17 protein-coding genes are annotated in these 16,541 nt (G+C 35.7%); 6 read left to right on the forward strand and 11 right to left on the reverse strand.

The features are described 5' to 3' along the window. Nucleotides 1-90 precede the first annotated feature (90 nt). The 3 genes from pyc to FOT98_RS03155 all read right to left on the reverse strand — a co-directional run bounded on the left by pyc (nucleotide 91) and on the right by FOT98_RS03155 (nucleotide 5,464). A complete protein-coding gene (gene pyc, locus FOT98_RS03140; RefSeq protein WP_063260457.1) occupies nucleotides 91-3,537 on the reverse strand; it encodes a pyruvate carboxylase in 3,447 nt (1,148 codons plus the stop codon). Nucleotides 3,538-3,869: 332 nt separating this feature from the next. Beyond that, nucleotides 3,870-5,051 (reverse strand): putative lipid II flippase FtsW, encoded by a 1,182-nt coding sequence (ftsW, locus tag FOT98_RS03150; RefSeq protein ID WP_061678268.1) that lies wholly within the window; start codon nucleotides 5,049-5,051, stop codon nucleotides 3,870-3,872. A gap of 125 nt (nucleotides 5,052-5,176) precedes the next feature. After that, on the reverse strand, nucleotides 5,177-5,464 hold the full coding sequence (locus FOT98_RS03155; RefSeq protein ID WP_000135698.1) for an Fpa/YlaN family protein: 288 nt from the start codon (nucleotides 5,462-5,464) through the stop codon (nucleotides 5,177-5,179). A 150-nt stretch (nucleotides 5,465-5,614) separates the two neighbouring features. Between FOT98_RS03155 and FOT98_RS03160 the strand changes: the two genes are divergently transcribed. After that, complete coding sequence (locus tag FOT98_RS03160; RefSeq protein WP_061678269.1) at nucleotides 5,615-6,112, forward strand: molybdopterin-binding protein; 498 nt, start codon at nucleotides 5,615-5,617, stop codon at nucleotides 6,110-6,112. 45 nt (nucleotides 6,113-6,157) lie between these two features. On the opposite strand, the gene FOT98_RS03165 is transcribed toward FOT98_RS03160, so the two are convergent. Beyond that, nucleotides 6,158-7,486 (reverse strand): PhoH family protein, encoded by a 1,329-nt coding sequence (locus tag FOT98_RS03165; protein WP_000358079.1) that lies wholly within the window; start codon nucleotides 7,484-7,486, stop codon nucleotides 6,158-6,160. Between the two features lie 246 nt (nucleotides 7,487-7,732). Next, nucleotides 7,733-8,188, reverse strand: coding sequence for a pyridoxamine 5'-phosphate oxidase family protein (locus FOT98_RS03170; protein WP_063260458.1), 456 nt, complete (start codon nucleotides 8,186-8,188; stop codon nucleotides 7,733-7,735). A 145-nt stretch (nucleotides 8,189-8,333) separates the two neighbouring features. Here FOT98_RS03170 and FOT98_RS03175 point away from each other — a divergent pair, with 145 nt between their 5' ends. Further along, nucleotides 8,334-8,534: a YlaI family protein gene (locus FOT98_RS03175; protein ID WP_001995040.1), complete on the forward strand. Its 201-nt coding sequence runs from the start codon at nucleotides 8,334-8,336 to the stop codon at nucleotides 8,532-8,534. Between the two features lie 35 nt (nucleotides 8,535-8,569). On the opposite strand, the gene FOT98_RS03180 is transcribed toward FOT98_RS03175, so the two are convergent. From FOT98_RS03180 to typA, 3 genes are all read right to left on the reverse strand, one after another. Beyond that, nucleotides 8,570-8,845, reverse strand: a complete 276-nt coding sequence (locus tag FOT98_RS03180) for a hypothetical protein (protein WP_063260459.1) — start codon at nucleotides 8,843-8,845, stop codon at nucleotides 8,570-8,572. A gap of 13 nt (nucleotides 8,846-8,858) precedes the next feature. Beyond that, entirely contained in the window at nucleotides 8,859-9,161 is a 303-nt protein-coding gene (locus tag FOT98_RS03185; RefSeq protein ID WP_000893660.1) for a YlaH-like family protein, read from the reverse strand. A 156-nt stretch (nucleotides 9,162-9,317) separates the two neighbouring features. Beyond that, nucleotides 9,318-11,162, reverse strand: a complete 1,845-nt coding sequence (gene typA, locus FOT98_RS03190; RefSeq protein ID WP_000914755.1) for a translational GTPase TypA — start codon at nucleotides 11,160-11,162, stop codon at nucleotides 9,318-9,320. 140 nt (nucleotides 11,163-11,302) lie between these two features. On the opposite strand from typA, the gene FOT98_RS03195 reads away from it, so the two are divergent. Next, nucleotides 11,303-11,482, forward strand: coding sequence for a DUF5325 family protein (locus FOT98_RS03195; RefSeq protein ID WP_000400130.1), 180 nt, complete (start codon nucleotides 11,303-11,305; stop codon nucleotides 11,480-11,482). 44 nt (nucleotides 11,483-11,526) lie between these two features. Here the strand turns inward: FOT98_RS03195 and FOT98_RS03200 are convergent, their stop codons facing one another. After that, complete coding sequence (locus FOT98_RS03200) at nucleotides 11,527-12,318, reverse strand: inositol monophosphatase family protein (protein WP_063260460.1); 792 nt, start codon at nucleotides 12,316-12,318, stop codon at nucleotides 11,527-11,529. Between the two features lie 88 nt (nucleotides 12,319-12,406). Beyond that, nucleotides 12,407-12,595, reverse strand: a complete 189-nt coding sequence (locus FOT98_RS03205) for a hypothetical protein (RefSeq protein ID WP_001250166.1) — start codon at nucleotides 12,593-12,595, stop codon at nucleotides 12,407-12,409. Nucleotides 12,596-12,801: 206 nt separating this feature from the next. Here FOT98_RS03205 and FOT98_RS03210 point away from each other — a divergent pair, with 206 nt between their 5' ends. After that, on the forward strand, nucleotides 12,802-13,428 hold the full coding sequence (locus tag FOT98_RS03210; RefSeq protein WP_063260461.1) for a YktB family protein: 627 nt from the start codon (nucleotides 12,802-12,804) through the stop codon (nucleotides 13,426-13,428). 81 nt (nucleotides 13,429-13,509) lie between these two features. Here the strand turns inward: FOT98_RS03210 and FOT98_RS03215 are convergent, their stop codons facing one another. Beyond that, entirely contained in the window at nucleotides 13,510-13,779 is a 270-nt protein-coding gene (locus tag FOT98_RS03215) for a UPF0223 family protein (protein WP_000456541.1), read from the reverse strand. A 366-nt stretch (nucleotides 13,780-14,145) separates the two neighbouring features. Here FOT98_RS03215 and speA point away from each other — a divergent pair, with 366 nt between their 5' ends. After that, nucleotides 14,146-15,618 carry an arginine decarboxylase gene (speA, locus tag FOT98_RS03220; protein ID WP_063260462.1) on the forward strand — a complete coding sequence of 491 codons (1,473 nt, stop codon included), beginning with the start codon at nucleotides 14,146-14,148 and terminating at the stop codon, nucleotides 15,616-15,618. Nucleotides 15,619-15,693: 75 nt separating this feature from the next. Then, a complete protein-coding gene (locus FOT98_RS03225; protein WP_063260463.1) occupies nucleotides 15,694-16,524 on the forward strand; it encodes a protein-glutamine gamma-glutamyltransferase in 831 nt (276 codons plus the stop codon). The last annotated feature ends 17 nt before the right edge of the window (nucleotides 16,525-16,541 follow it).

A 16,541-nucleotide genomic window follows, 5' to 3' on the forward strand; every position in this document is an offset into this window, starting at 1 on the left:
GAATTGGCAAGGTATTTTTTGCGATAAAATGAAACTTTAATCAATGGGGATAAAGAAAAAGAGCTGCATGTACACAGCTCTTTTTCTATTTTAGTGATCTAATTCAATCAGTAAATCACCCGTTTGAATTGCATCTCCATCGTTAACATATACTTTTTTCACTTTACCATTGAACGGCGCTTGAACTGTCGTTTCCATTTTCATCGCTTCTGTAATTGCCATAGAATCGCCTTTTTTCACTTCATCGCCTTCTTTAACAACTACTTTAATAACCGTTCCTGGCATTGTTGCACTAATGTGGTTTGGATTTTCACGGTTTCCTTTCACACGTTGTGCCACTGTTGCTTTCACACTTTCATCTTTCACAACAATCTCACGTGGTTGACCGTTAAACTCCAAGTAAAGAACACGATTTCCATCTGGCTGAGGCTCTCCGATTGATACTAGTTTTACCATCAATGTTTTACCTTGTTCGATTTCCACATTGATTTCTTCACCAAGTCTCATACCATAGAAGAATGTCGGTGTATCAAGCACAGATACACTTCCATAAAGCTCAGCAACTTTTTCGTAATCCATAAATACTTTTGGATATAATGCATATGCAACGACATCAAAAATCGTCACTTCGCGTCCAAGTTTATGGAATAGCTCTTCTTTTAACGCATCGAAATCTACTGGCTCTAATAATTCACCCGGTCTTACTGTTAATGGCTCTTTCCCTTTTAAAATAATTTCTTGTAATTGTTTCGGGAAACCACCGTATGGTTGTCCTAAATCTCCTGAGAACATTTCAACAACAGATCCTGGGAAGTCCATAGAATGCCCACGTTCTAAAACATCTTGTTCTGTTAAGTGGTTTTGAACCATAAATAATGCCATATCACCGACAACTTTAGATGATGGTGTTACTTTAACAATATCGCCAAACATGTCATTCACACGGCGATACATTACTTTCACTTCATCGAAGCGATCTCCTAAGCCAACCGCTTTCGCCTGTTGTTGTAGATTACTATACTGTCCGCCTGGCATTTCGTGCATATATACCTCTGTATGGGGTGCATTCATACCACTTTCAAACGGTGCGTAGTATTTACGTACATCTTCCCAGTAATGAGATAATTTTTCTAATGAATCTATATTAACGTCTGGCTGTCTTTCGTTTCCACCTAATGCATAGTATAGCGTGTTCGCACTTGGTTGTGACGTTTGACCAGCCATAGAACTTACTGCTACATCGACAATGTCAACACCTGCTTCAATTGCCTTTGTATACGTTAATATACCATTTCCACTCGTATCGTGTGTATGCAAGTGAATCGGAATCGATACCGTCTCTTTTAATGCAGAAACTAAATCATATGCCGCATTAGGTTTTAATAAGCCTGCCATATCTTTAATTCCTAATATATGTGCTCCTGATGCTTCTAACTCTTTTGCTAAATTTTTATAGTAATTTAAATCATATTTACTACGTAACGGATCATGAATATCTCCTGTGTAGCACATTGTTGCTTCTGCAATTTTACCAGTATCTCGCACAGCATCAATCGCAACTCTCATACCTTCTACCCAGTTTAAGCTATCAAAAATACGGAACACATCAATTCCAGCTTGAGCAGAACATTCCACAAATTTTTGAATTAAATTATCTGGATAGTTTTTGTAACCAACTGCGTTTGAAGAACGCAGTAACATTTGGAATAAAACGTTTGGCATTTTTTCACGAAGATCTAGTAATCGTTCCCATGGATCTTCCTTTAAGAAACGATATGCAACATCAAACGTTGCACCGCCCCACATTTCCGCTGAGAATAGGTTCGGTAACATTCTCGCTGTCGGCTCTGCAATTTGATGTAAATCTTTTGTACGAATACGCGTCGCAAGTAATGACTGATGCGCATCACGGAATGTTGTATCCGTTAAAAGTACACGATTTTGATCTTGTACCCACTTTACTAATCCGTCTGCTCCACGCGCATCCAAAATTTGTTTCGTTCCATTTTGGATCGGCTCTGAGTGTAATACATTCGGTATACGAGCATCCGGGAAAATTGGTTTCTCTTTTTTTCCTACTCCTGGGAAGCCATTGACCGTTACTGTCCCAATGTAATTTAACATTTTCGTTCCGCGGTCTTTACGTTTCGGGAACAAGAATAGTTCAGGTGACGCATCAATAAATGAAGTGTCATATTCTCCTGATAAGAAGTTCTTATGTTTTACTACATTCTCTAGGAATGGAATATTTGTTTTAATACCACGAATACGGAATTCTTTTAAGTTACGTTCCATTTTCGCAGCAGCTTGTTCAAAAGTAAGTGCCCATGTTGTAACTTTTACAAGTAAAGAATCGTAGTACGGTGTAATAACAGCACCTTGGAAACTATTACCTGTATCAAGACGAACACCGAAACCACCACCTGAGCGGTATGCCATAATTTTCCCTGTATCCGGCATAAAATTATTTAATGGGTCTTCAGTCGTTACACGAGATTGTATTGCAAATCCATGTACAACTACTTCCTCTTGCTTCGGAACACCCACTATTTTACTATGTAATGCATGTCCATCAGCTATTAAAATTTGCGATTGAACGATGTCCACTCCTGTAATCATTTCTGTAATCGTATGTTCAACTTGAACACGTGGATTTACTTCTATGAAGTAAAACTCATCACCTTTTACAAGAAATTCTACTGTTCCTGCGTTTAAATAATTTACATTTTTCGTTAACTTAACAGCAGCATCACAAATACGCTGGCGCAAATCATCTGAAAGTGACACACTAGGTGCAATTTCTACAACTTTTTGATGACGACGTTGTACAGAACAGTCACGCTCGTATAAATGAACAACATTGCCCTCTTCATCTGCTAAAATTTGAACTTCTATATGTTTAGGTTTTTCAACGAATTTTTCTACGTATACTTCATCATTACCAAAGGCTGCTTTTGCTTCTGACTTCGCTCGATTATACGACTCTCTTAATTCTTCACTAGTACGTACAATACGCATACCACGACCGCCACCACCAAGGGAAGCTTTAATAATAATCGGGTAATCATACTTTTCAGCAAATTCTTTGACTTCTTCTATTGAATTTACTGGCCCATCACTACCAGGAATAACTGGAATTTGTGCTAGCTGCGCTTGTGTTCTTGCTTTCACTTTATCTCCAAACATATCTAAATGCTTACTCTTTGGACCGATAAAGATAATTCCTTCTTCTTCACAACGTTTTGCGAATTGAATATTTTCTGACAAGAAACCATATCCAGGGTGGATTGCATCTACATGATTACTTTTCGCAATCTCAATAATGCCCTCAATATCTAGATAAGCATCAATTGGCTTTTTCCCTTCCCCAACTAAATAGGACTCATCGGCTTTATAACGATGATAAGAACCACTATCCTCTTTAGAATAGATTGCAACTGTTTTTAATCCAAGTTCCGAACAAGCTCGAAACACACGAATTGCAATCTCTCCACGGTTAGCTACCAATACTTTTTGAATACGTTGCAGCTTTGTCATGATTTTCCCCCTCTACTTTCCTACCACTCTAGAGATAAAATATATACACACCATAAAGAGCGTGAAGTTCTTCACTTTCTACATTATATTATACTTAGAAAGCTTCACTTTATTTTTATCCATCATACCTTATTTTTTAACAAATGATAAGTTTTCTGATCAATTTGTTTCACAAAAATAGTATAGCATACCTCTTCCTTTTCTAACAACTTAATTGTATATCACATTAATTCGAATGTGATATATTTTTTATTATGAATACCGATTAATGTATCCTATTTAATATTTTTTAAAAATAAAAAACACATCGCGCTCTAAAGCACAATGTGTTTTTATTTTACAACAACAAGACGTGGTCCATCTTGTTCTCTTTCTTTCATTTCCTCATTTTGCTGCTTCTCTTGTCGTTTTACATGACTAGCAATATTTAACAATATACCCATCGAGATTAGATTAGCCAACAAGGAACTACCACCATAACTAATAAACGGTAAAGGTACCCCTGTAAGCGGTATTAATCCAGACATACCACCAACATTAACAAAGGTTTGTATCCCAAGTAAACTTGCAATTCCAATCGCAACTAAACTTCCAAATGGATCCTTACATTTTTGTGCCACTCTAAACGAACGAATAATAATAAGTAATAAACAGATTAAAATGATAGCTACTCCTATAAACCCGAGTTCTTCAGATATAATCGCCATAATAAAATCCGTTTGCGGCTCTGGCAAGTAGCCATACTTTTGTATACTATTTCCTAATCCTCTACCATTTAGCCCACCTGAAGCAATTCCAATAAAAGAATTAACTAATTGAAATCCATCATTTTGAGGATCACTAAACGGATCAAGAAAAACTGAAAATCGAGCTTTTTGGTAGTCACTTAATTTGTAGTTTCCAATAAAATACAACGCTGGAATCCACACGACAGATGTTAATAAAAATCTTTTTATCCACAAGTTCACATTAACCCCTGAACAAAAGAACATGATTAACACTGTTCCACCTATTAAAATGTCAGTCCCTAAGTCATTTTGTAATAAAATTAATACCATCGATCCACCGACAATAACCAGGGGAGGTATTATCCCTTGGAAAAAAGGGGTTTGCCTCTCTTGTTTCTTAGCAAAAAAGGTTGCTAGCGTAATAATAACCGTTATTTTTACAAACTCAGCCGGTTGTATACCTAATATCCATCCTTTTGCACCATTTATAACCTGCCCGAAAACTAAGGCTGCTGTTAGTAAGGCTAGACTCCCGAACCCAATTGCTGCTAGAACTATTTGTTCTCTCCAAAATTTATAAGGGATTATAACGACAATCACCAGTATTACCGTTCCAATAGCAAGAGCAACTAATTGTTTTTTAAAAAAGTGATCTGCTGGCCAGTTATTTTTCGACGAAATCGCGACAATGGAACTAGAACTATATACCATTATAACTCCCAAAACACATAAGATAACAAGAGGAAGTAATAATGAATAATCCATTGATTTCCATACTCTTTTCATTTCATTTCCTCTTTCTGTTTCAATTTAATTATTGTTGTATTCCATATGTACATTGATTCTTCCTGCTTTATTATACAAATAAAAAGCCCAAACTATTTCAGTTTGAGCTCCCCTATTTGAACCCGTTATTGTTGTTTGTTTGTAAATGCTTCATGAAGTGCAGATAACTCACGTTCAAGCTCTCCTAACATTGCTTTCCCTTGTTCTTCTGCAATAAGACCAAGGCGAACTGCAAAATCGACCTCGCGGGATAGTCCAAACATTTGTGTGTCTAACACTTCTTCATATAATGGACATTGCGGCATTGTAAGATTGTCCATTTGCACCTTAATAAGTCTTAAAATCTTCTCCGCATCCGCTTGTAGAAGGGCTAGTGCCTTTTCCTGATGATTTGATACTGTCTCAGACGCCAAATTGATTCCCTCCGTTTCCGTCCTACTCTCTCCTATCTATTAATATTAGCGATAGTTTTAGTAAATTGCAATAGAAACATTTTTTGTGACAACCGTGTCTAATGCTATTATACTGAAAAGTGGGAGTATAATACAAATGGGGGAACAACAATGAGCGAAATTTTATTTATTAATGGAAAAGTTCGTTTTCCAATCACTATCGATCCAACTGTTTGGATCTTTGATGATCGAAAAGTAGATTTGACAACTTACTTTAATGAAACAAGAGAAAACACATCAGAACTAGAAACTTATTTAAAAAACACTTCAGAACATTGGGATCGCGAAATTCGTGATGGTGCTGCGTTTCCACCGATACAACAAAGTGTAAAAAAATATAAAAAAGAACAACTAATTACTGGAACGTTCGGTATACCATTTCATCCATTCCTTGCTAACGCCGAAATTTCAGATGACGCTACGCAAGTCGAAATTGAAACAGTAGATCAAACGATAATACTTCCATTAGAAACTGTAGAAAATGCTATTCTTGGTTTTTCAAAAGAAGGAAAGCCATTAAAAGAGGATGGACCTGTTCATCTATATTACAATGATGGATCTAATAGACAAAATCCAATTCGTAACATCCGTAAATTCACAATTATTTAAAGTGTATAATTGGAAGAAAAAGGAGTGAGCCTCAGCTCACTCCTTTTATAATAAATCTGCTGCTAGTTGAGCTAAATTCGATCGCTCCCCTTTAACAAACTTTACATGACCACTAATACGCTGCTCTTTAAACTTCTCTACAACATATGTTAAACCGTTATTATACTCATCCAAATACGGATGATCAATTTGCTGAGGATCTCCCATTAATACGATTTTACTTTTTTCTCCTACTCTCGTTAGTATCGTTTTCACTTCATGTTTCGTTAAATTTTGTGCTTCGTCAATTATAATGAACTGATCCGGAATACTTCTCCCACGTATATAGGTAAGAGCTTCTACTTCAATCGAACCCATTCCAGCTAAAATAGCATCTAACTCTCCTGGCTTTTTCGTATTAAATAAATACTCTAGATTATCAAAAATCGGTTGCATCCACGGTCTTAACTTTTCTTCTTTTTCTCCTGGTAAATAACCGATATCTTTTCCGACTGGAACAATTGGTCTTGCGACGAGTAATTTTTTATATAACCCTAAATCTTCAGTTTGCATGAGCCCCGAAGCTAAAGCTAGTAATGTTTTTCCTGTACCAGCTTTCCCTGTTAACGTTACTAGCGGAATATCTTCACGAAGCAACAATTCTAATCCCATAATTTGCTGCACATTTCGTGGTCGTATCCCCCATACTTGTTCATTGTGAAAAATAAGTTTCTTTACCTTCTTACCTAAGTGATCCACAATACCAAGTGCTGAACTAGATCCCCCTAATGCATCTTTCATTACTACAAATTGATTTGGATAAAAAGGGTGATTTGCAATTTCGGATAAAGGTAATTCACCTTTTTCATAAAAATAATCCAATTGCTCTTTTGATATATACCCTTCTAAAAATCCTGAATATATATTATCTACTTCAATTACACGATCACTTAAATAATCTTCCGCCTTCAAACCAATTGCATCAGCTTTTACCCTTACGAGCACGTCTTTACTTACTAAAATAACAGACTTCCCATCCTCTTTTTCTTGCTCTTCTAAAGATAAATTTTTTGCTACAGCTAAAATTCGATTATCATTTGTTTTTTCTACAAAAATATCTTGTAGTTGAACAAATGAACGATGATTTAATTCTATACGAAATGTACCGCCGTTTTCTAGCGGAATACTTTCATGCAGCTTTCCTATTTCACGAAATTTGTCTATTAACTTGGATACATAACGAGCATTTCGTCCTACTTCATCCATATAACGTTTTTTCGAATCAACCTCTTCTAATACAACTGCTGGAATCACTACTTCATTTGTTTCAAATGAAAAAATAGATAAAGGATCCTGCAAAAGTACATTCGTATCTAACACATAAATTTTATCCAACCTGTTACCCCCTGACTCCACTTTTAAATTTGTAGAACAAGGGTTTCATCCATAAAATATGGACGAACCATTGTTATAATTATATGTACCGTATAAACGAGGTAGAATCGAAATCCATAGCCATTAAACCTTTTATTTATTTTTTATTCATTTCTATTCAATATATTACTTTTAATTATAATTATTAACATAAAATCACAATAACCGATTACAAAAGTTAATAACTGAATTTCTTATTTATCACATTTATAATTCTTTTATTCCTACTAACACTTGGTTATCCAACTTCTTCGCTGCGCGAATATCATATGTTTTTTCATACGTTGGTTCAGTTGCAAGTTTGGCTCCATAAAACATAACATCACGCACTTCTTGTACATTTACTTCTATTACAGTTAATTTTAGAGGAATGCCTTCCATTCTATCAGTCAAAATTTCACCTGCACCACTTATGGAAAATACGGATTCATTCGCCATTATAGTCAATACCACCCCAGTACTATGCCGTATATTTTCCACAATACGCGAACGCTGATCTACTGCAAATCGAATACTAGTTTTACTCACTGCATACACCCAAGAAATAGCACTTACGTTAGGAACTTGTTTTTCGAAGTCTGTTGTTGCTATCATAACAATACATTCTTTACGTAACGTTTGTACTAAATCATCTGTTAATGTAGGCTCTACTACATTCGCCATATTTCCACCTCCAAATATACTTAATATATCCTTATCATAACTTATTTTTCGAATTGCGAAAATATTATTTTTTCCCGCTATTATTCAAAAACATTATACTTCCATGATATACTTATACTGATAGAATTCGTATTGAGGTGACGAAATGAGAGTCAAATGTATGATTTGTGATAAAAAAGATATGTTAGATGATGAAAATCCTATGGCAAAAAAACTGCGTAACCGCCCTATTCATACATATATGTGCATGGAATGTTCGGAACGAATTGCAGAACGTACGATGGAACGTCATGCAAGTGGTAATTTCCGATTATATCGTGATAAAAAAGTCGAAGACGATTGGTAAAATGTAAATAAGTCCTTAATCACATAGATAAGGACTTATTTATATTTTTCAGGTTCACGATTCATTTGATCCAAAAAGCAATCAATAGCTTCTAATGGAAACCTGGCAGATTTTTTTTCTCCATTCATTTCATATGTAATTAAATACATTTCTTCGTTCTTTTTAACTTCCACATTTTTTAATTTATGTTCTTCATATATCATATTTTGAAATAACAAATACGTTTCTTTTGCAGCACGATCATCTGGACGTGCTTCGGCAACTGTTTTAATTGTTAACCAATTATATAGTGCATCTTGTACTGAACGCATAAAAATCGCCCCCTTACCCTGCTTTTTGTTGTCTTGCTTGACGTAAACGCAACCTATAAATCCCAAGTACAATTGCCGCTACAACAAGCCCCTCTCCAACAGGTAAAAAAACTGCAAAGAAAGTTAAAACTGTACACCCAATCGCTAACGATATATATATCACTATATTTTTTATTATTGATAGTTTTCTTGCAAAACCTAAATTATACACAAGTGCGCTTAATATAATAATGGTGCCATATAGTAACCACATCCCTAGTTCTGGATTTTCATCAACTTTACATAATTTCGCAAAAAACGACATTCTTTCTAACATCATTCATCCCCCTTTCTCACAAAAAACAAATTTTATTTATGTACTTAATACAAGAGTAACCTGCAAAAAAAATACTGTCCACAAAAAAGAGTAAATATTCCAAAAATAAATATAATAAAAAAACAGCTACCCCTCAAAGGTAGCTGTTCTATTATTTTACGCTTCTACAGATTTCTTTTTCTTAGCAGCTCTTTCACGCTCACTCTTATCAAGAATCTTTTTACGTAAACGAATTGATTCTGGAGTTACTTCACAGAACTCATCATCGTTTAAGTACTCTAATGACTCTTCTAAAGTCATTAAGCGTGGTTTTTTCATTGTTGAAGTTTGATCTTTCGTCGCAGAACGAATGTTAGTTTGTTGTTTCATTTTCACAACGTTAACTGTTAAGTCGTTCTCACGAGTGTGTTCTCCGACAATCATACCAGCATATACTTCTGTACCTGGTTCAACGAAGATTACACCACGGTCTTCAACTTGCATAATACCGTATTGTGATGCTTTTCCTGTTTCAAGTGAAACTAGAACACCTTGGCGACGTCCACCAACTTGTCCAGCGTGTACTGGTTGGTAGCAATCGAATGTATGGTTTAAAATACCGTAACCACGAGTTAATGTTAAGAATTCTGTTGTGTAACCAATTAAACCACGTGCTGGAACCATGAAAGTAAGGCGAACTTGACCGTTTCCGTTATTCACCATATCTAACATTTCACCTTTACGTGCACCCATAGATTCCATAATAGAACCAGTGTATTCTTCAGGTACATCGATTTGTACGCGCTCTACAGGCTCACATCTTACGCCATCAACTTCTTTAATAATTACTTCAGGCTTAGATACTTGTAGTTCATAACCTTCACGACGCATATTTTCAATTAAGATAGATAAATGTAATTCCCCACGTCCAGATACGATCCAAGCATCAGGAGAATCTGTATTATCTACACGTAAACTTACATCTGTTTCTAATTGTGAACGAAGACGCTCTTCAATTTTACGAGATGTAATGAATTTACCTTCACGACCTGCAAATGGGCTGTTGTTTACAAGGAATGTCATTTGTAGTGTTGGCTCATCAATACGTAATAATGGTAAAGCCTCTTCATGCTCAACCGGACATACTGTTTCACCTACGTTAATGTCTTCCATACCTGAAACAGCTACTAAATCTCCAGCTTTTGCTTCTTCAATTTCTTGACGTTTTAATCCAATGTAACCAAATAATTTCGTTACACGGAATTGTTTTACAGTTCCGTCAACTTTCATTAATGCAACTTGTTGTCCTACTTTCATTGTACCACGGAATACGCGTCCAACCCCGATACGACCAACATAGTCATTGTAATCAAGAAGTGCTACTTGGAATTGAAGTGGCTCTTCGCTGTTATCAACTGGTGCTGGAATATGTTCAATAATTGTGTCAAATAATGATTTCATATTCTCTTCTTGATTTGCTGGATTTGAATCTAAGCTTGCTGTTCCGTTCATTGCTGATGCAAATACAACTGGGAACTCTAATTGATCTTCGTTTGCACCAAGTTCGATGAATAAGTCAACTACTTCATCAACTACTTCATCAGGGCGAGCGAAGTCACGGTCAATTTTGTTTACAACAACGATTGGAGTTAAGTTTTGCTCAAGAGCTTTCTTTAAAACAAATCGTGTTTGTGGCATACAACCTTCATATGCATCAACAACAAGTAAAACACCATCAACCATTTTCATGATACGTTCTACTTCTCCACCGAAGTCAGCGTGACCAGGTGTATCTAAAATGTTAATTCTTTTATCTTCATAGTGAATCGCAGTATTCTTCGCTAAAATTGTAATACCACGTTCTCTTTCTAGATCGTTTGAGTCCATTGCGCGTTCTTCAATATGTTCATTCGCACGGAACGTCCCCGCTTGACGTAATAACTGGTCAACAAGTGTTGTTTTACCATGGTCAACGTGGGCAATAATTGCTATATTTCGTAAATCTTGTCGTTTTTTCAACATGTCCAACTCCTAATGTCTTTTTAATCCTTCTCTATTATAAGAGCGAAGGGGATACAATGGCAATCAAAATAAAATCAAGAATGAAAATATAGTTGTATTCTTACTTTTGTGAAAGTAAAATAAAATTGGAGGGTGAAGAAATGGAACACATTCAATATCGCTTTTTATTAACTGCAATTATCGGTGTTATTTTCTTAATCGGTATCGGTATTATGGTTGCTGAAAATAGTCCCATCGGTGTTATTATTTGCATTATCGGCACATTTGTTACAGTTGGATACGGTTTTGTAACAAAAAGAAAAATGCGTAAATCGCAATAACGTCAAAAAGTAAGAAGCGCTTATACAGCCTCTTACTTTTTTTGTTACTCCGCTATAAATCGTAACACCTCTTCGTACACTCCTGGTTTTGCAACTAATACGCTGCTCTTTTCTACGATAGAAAGCGAGGATCCAGCAAATGTTGTCGCCTTACCTCCAACTTCCTCTACAATTATCTGTCCCCCACCAAAATCCCATGGTGATAATCTCGGCGTTACATATGCATCTATTCTTCCTGTTGCAACGTATACCATCTCTAACGCTGCACAACCATATGATCTCGTGCCTCTTGCTTTCTTAACCAGTGCCATCATACTTTCCTTATTCAGCAATGGATTGTCGGTAAGCCATATCGCATTTAAAGCTACAATACCCTGCTCTACAGTTCCTTTTTCCAATAAAGGTATTGGTACTTCATTACAAAATGCTCCAGCTCCCTTTACCGCATGGTATAATTCATCATGAACTGGATCATAAATGAGTCCAACCTTTCCGATACCGTTCTCATAAATTCCAATTGAAATTGCGAAATTTCTTTTTTGATGAACAAAGTTCATCGTGCCATCAATTGGATCAATTAACCAAACAACCCCATCAGACGAAGTTACCTCATCTCCATAACCTTCTTCTCCTAAAATATTATGGTTCGGGAATGTTTCTTTAATTTTCCCAATTAAAAACTGTTCTATTTCTCGGTCCATATTTGTTACTAAATCAGCTGCATTGGATTTCGTTTCTATAATAAGTGCTTTTTCCATTGATGCCATTAAAAACTCTCCTGCATCTCGAATCCACTGTTTGGCGTGTGCATCGATGTCTTTCCATACTTCTTGCATGTTTAAACACTCCGATCTATACTGTTCACAGAAAAAACGAACCCTTTATAAGGTTCGCACCAACTAATTTTTTATACATATACTATTATTACGCCTCTAAACGAATCATTTCAAGTCTTAACACTTCTAACTTTTGTACACACTCTTCTTTTTTCAGTTTATCATTTTCCATCATCGCATCATATAAAGTTGCTAATTCATAATCTAGCTCCAAACGTAGCACCGGTATTCTCTTTTCAGCATCTGTTCTCTTTAACGCATTAATCACCTGTCTCATATTATTTGCCTCCTCCCAATATTCGTCTGCCCTCGGACTAGAATTGATTCAATTTTCTGATTTTTTGTTTTATACTATACTATGTTGGATAAATCATCTATGCAACAAAATTATATTTTTTTATTTAAATTTTTTTGTGCTGTTTTTTTTATGAATAGTACAAGCTATGCTAAAATAAAAGCAAAATAGGAGTTGGAGGAACAATCATGACACTACAAACATTCAAGTCAACTGATTTTGAGGTCTTTACAGTTGATGGTCTCGAAGAACGAATGAGTGCAATTAAAACGAACATTCATCCTAAGCTGGAAGCTTTAGGGGAACAGTTTGCAACGTATTTATCCAAACAAACTGATGAGAACTTTTTTTATCATGTAGCAAAACATGCACGTCGCAAAATCAATCCACCAAACGATACTTGGGTTGCTTTTTCAACAAATAAACGCGGATATAAAATGCTACCACATTTCCAAATTGGATTATGGGGTACTCATGCCTTCATATACTTTGGATTAATCTATGAGTGTCCACAAAAAGTGGAGACGGCTCACGCCTTCTTAGAACATTTAAATGATTTAAAAACAAATATTCCAAATGACTTCGTTTGGTCCATTGACCATACTAAACCAAGTGTAAAATTACATAGAACACTTGAAACAGAAGACTTACAAAAGATGATTGAACGTCTAGCTACTGTGAAAAAAGCAGAATTATTAGTTGGTATTCATATATCACCAGAGGAGTTTTCAGCAATGACCAACGAACAATTCCTTGCTAAGATTGAATCTACGATGCAATCACTCCTTCCTTTATATGCACTTTGTAATCGATAGTAGAAAACGGACAATTTATATTGTCCGTTTTTAGTTGTTATCACATTATATCACTTCAGTTTTCATTTTTCAAAATATTTTTTACATTTTCACAAGCTTTTGTTCTTCAGTTTCTTTTGCCCTTTGAATCGCACGATATATAGAATATCCACTTACTTCTTGGAACTCTTTATCAATTTTCTTCTCTTCTGCTTTAGATGGAACAATCTCTTTAAAACGACGATATAATCCCATTAATTCTTCTCTTATAATTCCTTTTTCGTATGCTTTCTCAATTGCTTCATAAAACTTCACAATTGCAACCATTTCCTCATTTGACCAATCATAATCTAGCGGATATTGATATTCCATTTTGCACCTCATTTATCATTTCTTCTTATTTCAATATGCTATCTTAAAGGAATTTTTTCTTCTTCACTATAGCCACTTTGCATTATACACTATTTATTCCTTATGATGGAATTGTCTTCCTCTATAAGATAATTGGAAATAACTATTTAACATACTCACTGTAAAAATATTTTTTTCTATACATCTATAATTATTGGTGATATAATGCTTTTGTTTTATAGAAAACAAAGTGAACCTACCATCTCAAAAACACTTTTGTGAATGGCAGAAAAACAAGCCTCATACTAAAAAGGATTTAACTTTTTTAGAACAGGATTATATAAAACAAATAATACTAAATATTATGAAGAAGAAGGAGTGTATAGATTGTCCCAATACGAAACACCATTGTTTACCGCTTTAGTTGAGCACAGTAAGCGAAATCCAATTCAATTCCATATTCCTGGCCATAAAAAAGGACAGGGTATGGATCCTACATTTCGCGAATTTATTGGGCATAATGCATTAGCAATTGATTTAATTAATATTGCGCCGCTCGATGATTTACATCATCCAAAAGGTATGATTAAAGAAGCACAGGATTTAGCAGCCGCTGCATTTGGTGCGGATCATACTTTCTTTTCTATTCAAGGTACAAGTGGTGCAATAATGACAATGGTGATGAGCGTTTGCGGTCCTGGTGACAAAATCCTAGTGCCACGAAACGTGCATAAATCAGTAATGTCAGCTATTATTTTCTCAGGTGCAAAACCGATTTTCATGCATCCTGAAATCGATCCAAAACTTGGTATTTCACATGGAATCACAATTCAATCTGTCAAAAAGGCACTTGAAGAGCATTCAGATGCAAAAGGCTTACTTGTTATTAACCCAACATACTTTGGCTTTGCTGCGGACTTAGAACAGATTGTCCAATTAGCACATTCTTACGATATCCCTGTACTCGTTGATGAGGCTCATGGTGTTCATATTCATTTTCACGATGAATTGCCGATGTCAGCGATGCAAGCCGGTGCAGATATGGCAGCAACAAGTGTTCACAAATTAGGAGGGTCTTTAACACAAAGTTCTATTCTTAACGTGAAGGAAGGTCTTGTGAACGTAAAACATGTTCAATCTATTATTAGCATGCTTACGACGACATCAACTTCTTACATCTTGTTAGCATCCCTAGATGCTGCTAGAAAACGTCTTGCTACAGAAGGAACAGCACTCATAGAACAAACAATACAATTAGCGGAACAAGTTCGTGATGCTATTAATGCTATTGAGGATCTTTACTGTCCTGGGAAAGAAATGCTAGGTACGGATGCTACTTTTAACTATGATCCTACAAAGATAATCGTATCTGTAAAAGATTTAGGTATTACAGGCCATCAGGCTGAAGTGTGGCTTAGAGAGCAATATAACATTGAAGTAGAACTCTCAGATTTATACAACATACTATGCCTTGTCACTTTCGGAGATACAGAAAGTGAGACAAATACACTTATTGCGGCATTACAAGATTTAGCAGCAACATTTAGAAATAAAGCCGATAAAGGTGTTCAAATACAAGTAGAAATCCCAGAAATACCAGTGCTAGCACTTTCTCCTCGAGATGCTTTTTATTCGGAAACAGAAGTCATTCCGTTTGAAAATGCAGCAGGTCGTATTATAGCTGATTTCGTTATGGTTTATCCGCCAGGGATTCCAATCTTTACTCCGGGGGAAATTATTACACAAGATAACTTAGAGTATATTCGTAAAAACTTAGAAGCAGGTTTACCTGTACAAGGTCCTGAAGATATGACATTACAAACATTACGTGTGATTAAAGAGTACAAGCCTATCAGTTGATAGGCTTTTCTTTCACCCTTTTCCCCTTTTCTCATACGATATGAAGTAATGTAATGTATAGGTGGGGATACTATTATGATTGTAATAGGCCGTTCTATTGTACATCCTTATATCACAAATGAATATGAGCCATTTTCATCTGAAAAACAACAAATTTTATCTATAATGGCAGGAAATCAAGAAATCTATTCCTTCCGAACAGCTGATGAACTCAGCTTTGATCTAAATTTGCGCGTTAATATTATTACTTCTGCATTAGAACTTTTTCAAAGTGGATTTCAGTTTCGCACATTTCAACAGTCTTTTTGCAACCCCCAGTATTGGAAAAGAACGTCACTTGGGGGATTCGAGCTCCTCCCAAACATACCCCCTTCCATTGCCATACAAGATATTTTCAAAAACGGAAAACTATATGGAACTGAATGTGCCACCGCTATGATCATTATTTTTTACAAAGCTTTACTATCCTTGTATGAGGAAGAAACGTTCAACCGTCTCTTTGCAAACCTTTTACTTTATACGTGGGACTACGATCAAGATTTAAAGCTCATAACAAAAACGGGTGGCGATCTAGTTCCCGGCGACCTCGTTTATTTTAAAAATCCACAAGTGAATCCAGCTACAATCGAGTGGCAAGGAGAAAATACAATCTATCTAGGAAACTTCTTTTTTTACGGACATGGCGTAGGTGTAAAAACAAAAGAAGAAATTATATACGCGTTAAATGAACGACGCGTCCCTTACGCTTTTATTTCAGCTTTCTTGACCGATACTATTACCCGTATTGATAGCCGTCTCATGAGCCACTACGCCTCTCCTAGCACTCCACAGACATCGATAGGATTTATTCCGATTAGAGATGATGCAATCGTTGCAACAGTTGGTCATACAACTACAATTTATTAAAAAAGCGCCTACATGTG

The organism is Bacillus sp. HY001 (genome assembly GCF_007558965.1).
Lineage (GTDB): Bacteria > Bacillota > Bacilli > Bacillales > Bacillaceae_G > Bacillus_A > Bacillus_A mobilis.

What these genes read in the sequence shown, in the direction of transcription:
- pyc (WP_063260457.1), bottom strand. Translation starts at nt 3,537, where the DNA reads ATGACAAAGCTGCAACGTATTCAAAAAGTATTGGTAGCTAACCGTGGA.
- ftsW (WP_061678268.1), bottom strand. Translation starts at nt 5,051, where the DNA reads ATGAAAAGAGTATGGAAATCAATGGATTATTCATTATTACTTCCTCTT.
- FOT98_RS03160 (WP_061678269.1), top strand. Translation starts at nt 5,615, where the DNA reads ATGAGCGAAATTTTATTTATTAATGGAAAAGTTCGTTTTCCAATCACT.
- FOT98_RS03170 (WP_063260458.1), bottom strand. Translation starts at nt 8,188, where the DNA reads ATGGCGAATGTAGTAGAGCCTACATTAACAGATGATTTAGTACAAACG.
- FOT98_RS03175 (WP_001995040.1), top strand. Translation starts at nt 8,334, where the DNA reads ATGAGAGTCAAATGTATGATTTGTGATAAAAAAGATATGTTAGATGAT.
- FOT98_RS03180 (WP_063260459.1), bottom strand. Translation starts at nt 8,845, where the DNA reads ATGCGTTCAGTACAAGATGCACTATATAATTGGTTAACAATTAAAACA.
- FOT98_RS03185 (WP_000893660.1), bottom strand. Translation starts at nt 9,161, where the DNA reads ATGTTAGAAAGAATGTCGTTTTTTGCGAAATTATGTAAAGTTGATGAA.
- typA (WP_000914755.1), bottom strand. Translation starts at nt 11,162, where the DNA reads ATGTTGAAAAAACGACAAGATTTACGAAATATAGCAATTATTGCCCAC.
- FOT98_RS03195 (WP_000400130.1), top strand. Translation starts at nt 11,303, where the DNA reads ATGGAACACATTCAATATCGCTTTTTATTAACTGCAATTATCGGTGTT.
- FOT98_RS03200 (WP_063260460.1), bottom strand. Translation starts at nt 12,318, where the DNA reads ATGCAAGAAGTATGGAAAGACATCGATGCACACGCCAAACAGTGGATT.
- FOT98_RS03205 (WP_001250166.1), bottom strand. Translation starts at nt 12,595, where the DNA reads ATGAGACAGGTGATTAATGCGTTAAAGAGAACAGATGCTGAAAAGAGA.
- FOT98_RS03210 (WP_063260461.1), top strand. Translation starts at nt 12,802, where the DNA reads ATGACACTACAAACATTCAAGTCAACTGATTTTGAGGTCTTTACAGTT.
- FOT98_RS03215 (WP_000456541.1), bottom strand. Translation starts at nt 13,779, where the DNA reads ATGGAATATCAATATCCGCTAGATTATGATTGGTCAAATGAGGAAATG.
- FOT98_RS03225 (WP_063260463.1), top strand. Translation starts at nt 15,694, where the DNA reads ATGATTGTAATAGGCCGTTCTATTGTACATCCTTATATCACAAATGAA.